We start from the raw sequence: 3,776 nt of genomic DNA on the forward strand, positions 1-3,776 counted from the left end.
GTGGCAGGTGCCGGACACTGCGGGGTACATCTGGATGCACTGTAAGGTACGGGACGCAAAACAGGCTGAAGTTCAGGACAGCGTTGGTCTCAGCATTGGAAAGCTGGTCATCCATTACAATTTTGAACATGGTCAGGCGACGGATTTAAGCGCCTTTGCCAACCATGGCCGGGTCAGCAGTGTGCAGAGCATTGCCACGCCCCATGGCCAGGGCCTGTTCTTTGACGGAATACATGGAGCCGTGCGCGTTCCTGTTCATCCATCGTTAAATTTTGAAGAAGCCATAACCGTGGCTTTTTTAATGCGCGTGGATTCTTTCTACGTGCGTGAGGCTTATCCTGCCAGTCATGGCAACTGGGAAAACCGCTGGAAGATTTCTATCACCAATGAAAAACTGCGCTGGACGATTAAAACAGAAAAAGGTATTTATGACCTGGATTCCAAAAATAGTTTGCTCCTGAAGCAATTTTATTTTGTTACCTGTGTTTACAATTCCAGCACAGGAGAAATGGCCCTCTATCTGGACGGCCAATTGAATAATACACGCAGCGCACAGGGCAGTCTTTTGCCTACTGACTACGATTTGTGCCTGGGACAGCATTTACCCGCATCCTGGCAATATGCCTTTCGTGGCGTACTGGATGAGTTTTTTTTGTTTAATCAGGCCTTAAATGGACAGGAAGTTAGCACGCTCTACGACACGCTGACGACGCTGGAAAAGCGGGCGTCGAAGGCGCTGCCGCGGGATCTGGTCTTAAAACACAACTATCCCGACCCGTTTAACCCGCAAACCAGGATTGATTTTTACCTGCCAGCCGCAGGCCGTACGCGTCTTGACTTCTTTGACAGTCGCGGGCGGCTGATCCGCAAGATCGATCTGGGACAGGGAGGTCCCGGCTGGCATACCTTTGTCTGGCAGGCGAAAAATCTCTCTTCAGGCCTGTATTTTTATCGATTGCAATGGAAGGATCGTCAAAAAGTAGGGAAGTGTTTGAAAATTAAATAGGGAGCTCGGGCTTATTTTACAGTTAAACCAGTTCAACAGGAATTTATTAAAGAACAGAAAGGCCCATGACAGGAATACATTACATGACAAAACAGCGGGGCAAAGTGCTCATCAGCCTGTTTGTGGTTCTCTTCTTTGCGGCCTGTGGTAAACGGGATTCCGAACAACAAGAAAATACAGGATTAACGTACTGGTGCGCCACCAATCCGCAGGAATACAGGCTGGCTAAAGAGCTGGTGCAACAATGGAACCGGATGCACAAACACATACCGGTTAAGCTGCAAACCTTGCCTGCCAGCCAATCTTCAGAGGAGGCGCTGCTGGCTGCCATTGCAGGTAATACGACTCCGGATATTTGTTCGAATATGTGGCCGGGGGCCATGGATGAATATATTTCGGCCGGTGGCCTGGTGCGCTTGGATACCTTCCCCGATTTCTGGACCTATGTTCTGGAACGCCTGTCCAAAGTACAGTTACAAACTTTCAAGGCTAAGGATGGGGGATATTATCAGCTACCCTGGAAGACCAATCCGATCATGGTGTATTACAATAAACAGATTTTTCGGAAGGCGGGCGTAAAAGCGCCGCTGGAAACCTATTCGCAATTTTTAAAGGCAGCGGCAAAAATCGTGCGCGATTTTGATGGCGATGGCCAGGTGGACCACTGGATGCTCTATCGCGACATTAAGCCCATCTGGTGGCAGCGCTTGTTCGATTTTTATCCCTTTTACATCTGTGCTTCGGGAGGATTGACCCTGTTTAACGGAGATAGCCTGGTGTTCAACAATCAGGCCAGCGTTCAGGTCTTTCGTTTCTTCCAGACCATGTATCAAAAGGGATACATGCCCGTCACACAATTCCAGGGCGATCAATTTTTAGCGGGAAAACTGGCCACGCAAATTTCCGGCCCCTGGCTGCTGGCCTACATTACCAAATTTGCAACACAGGGTTTTGAATATGGCATCATGCCTATTCCTCGACCGGATGATTATCGGGGACCGGTTTACACTTACGGCGATCCCAAAAATATTTCCATTTTTAAGACGACGCGATATCCCCGACAGGCCTGGGAATTTGCTAAATGGCTGATTTCGCGGCATGCAGACTTACGCCTGCTGGAAATCTGTGATCAAATTCCCATGCGCAAAAATTTGTTGGCTGATTCTACCTTTGCTGCTTATTTTAAACAGAAACCGCAAATGACGCTTTTTGCCCGCCAGGCGCCTTTTACACGCGGTGTGGATGGCGTGGCTGATCTAAAAGAAATTTTTAACGCCATTTCACAGGAATATGAGGCCTGTGTTATCTACAACAGGCGCTCTGCTGAAGAAGCGCTTCAAAGAGCGGTTAAACGCGTACTGGTGATCAGGGAGTGGAACCGACAATGATAGGCCATCTAAAACAGCGGATTAAAAAGAGCGAACGATTGGGCTATGTGATGAGTTTGCCTTACATAGTCTATTTTATGCTCTTTGTCGCTTTTCCCCTGGGATTCTCTTTTATTTTAATCTTTCACAAATGGAATGTCATTACGCCCATGCGCTGGGTGGGCCTGAAGAATTTTTACCGCCTGTTTCATGACGTGGAATTTTTGCGGGCCATTTACAATACGGTAGTCTTTCTGATAATTCACATCCCCCTGCAAATTATTTTTGCCCTGGCCATTGCCATCCTGTTAAATCAAAAGATTAAACTGCGCGGCTTTTTCAGGGCTGTCTTCTTTATGCCGGTCATCGTCTCCGGCGTGGTGATTACCATCTTGTGGCAGCAGTTGTACGGCTATGAAACCGGCCTGCTCAATTTATTGCTTTCGGCACTGGGATTACCAAAGGTACCCTGGATCAATGATCCCTCGTGGGCTATGCCTTCCATTGCCATTATGGCCACCTGGAAGAATGTGGGTTTGTACATTGTGCTTTTTCTGGTCGGACTGCAAAACATTCCGGCCTATTTGTATGAGTCGGCGGAACTGGACGGCGCCACAAGCTGGCAAAAGTTTCGTTACATTACTGTGCCAGCCTTAAACAGCACCATGGTGCTGGTGGTCATTTTATCGACCATTGGCGGCTTTTCCCTGTTTATTGAACCGTTTGTCATGACCGGCGGCGGGCCGATGAACAGCACGCTTTCGGCCATGCTTTACATCTACAATCAGGCTTTCTATTTTGGACACATGGGCTATGCCGCCACTCTGGGCTTCTTTTTTGCCTTTATTATTTTGATTGTGGTTTTGATCCAGAAACGTATTGTGGAGAATAGATGAATATGAAGCGTTTTTACATTTATTTGATCTTAACGGTGGCAGGCATTACTTTCATCTATCCCTTTTTGTGGATGATTGCCGCCAGTTTAAAACCGGAAACGGAGATTGGCGCCATTGGTCTGTGGTCGCAACATTTTAATCTGGAAAGCTACCGCCTGGTGGTGCAGAAAATTCCCATCTGGCGGGCCTTGCTGAACAGCGTTTTCGTTTCGTTTTGCGTTACGGTGTCGGTCATCTTTTTTGGCTCCATGGTTGGGTACGCTCTGTCCCGCTTAAATTTCTGGGGACGCAACTTGATTTTTGGCGTCATTCTGTTTACCATGGTCATTCCGTTTCAGATTACGCTTATTCCCATGTACATTTTAATGGTGAAATTCGGATGGGTCGATACCTACCTATCGCTGATTGTGCCGGGCATGATTACGGCGTTTTCCATTTTGTTGTTCCGGCAGTTTTTTCTGGACATACCGCAGGATTTAATCGATGCCGCGCGCATCGACGGCTGCA

The 3,776-nt window shown here is 47.8% G+C and carries 4 protein-coding genes; all 4 read left to right on the forward strand.

Annotated features, from left to right (window positions below; genetic code table 11):
- A partial coding sequence (locus ACWB0I_RS07220; RefSeq protein WP_479387381.1) for a LamG-like jellyroll fold domain-containing protein occupies window positions 1-1,006 on the forward strand: 1,006 nt, incomplete at its 5' end.
- Window positions 1,007-1,089: 83 nt separating this feature from the next.
- A complete protein-coding gene (locus ACWB0I_RS07225; protein WP_479387382.1) occupies window positions 1,090-2,394 on the forward strand; it encodes an extracellular solute-binding protein in 1,305 nt (434 codons plus the stop codon).
- Window positions 2,391-3,269, forward strand: coding sequence for a carbohydrate ABC transporter permease (locus ACWB0I_RS07230; protein WP_479387383.1), 879 nt, complete (start codon window positions 2,391-2,393; stop codon window positions 3,267-3,269). Before ACWB0I_RS07225 ends, ACWB0I_RS07230 begins: the two co-directional genes overlap by 4 nt.
- Window positions 3,266-3,776 (forward strand): carbohydrate ABC transporter permease (locus tag ACWB0I_RS07235; RefSeq protein ID WP_479387384.1); only part of this gene is annotated, 511 nt, incomplete at its 3' end. The genes ACWB0I_RS07230 and ACWB0I_RS07235, both read left to right, overlap by 4 nt.

It is taken from the genome of Caldithrix sp. (assembly GCF_056497305.1).

Excerpts from the sequence above, each read along its gene's own strand:
- ACWB0I_RS07225 (WP_479387382.1), top strand. The coding sequence starts at position 1,090 with ATGACAAAACAGCGGGGCAAAGTGCTCATCAGCCTGTTTGTGGTTCTC.
- ACWB0I_RS07230 (WP_479387383.1), top strand. The coding sequence starts at position 2,391 with ATGATAGGCCATCTAAAACAGCGGATTAAAAAGAGCGAACGATTGGGC.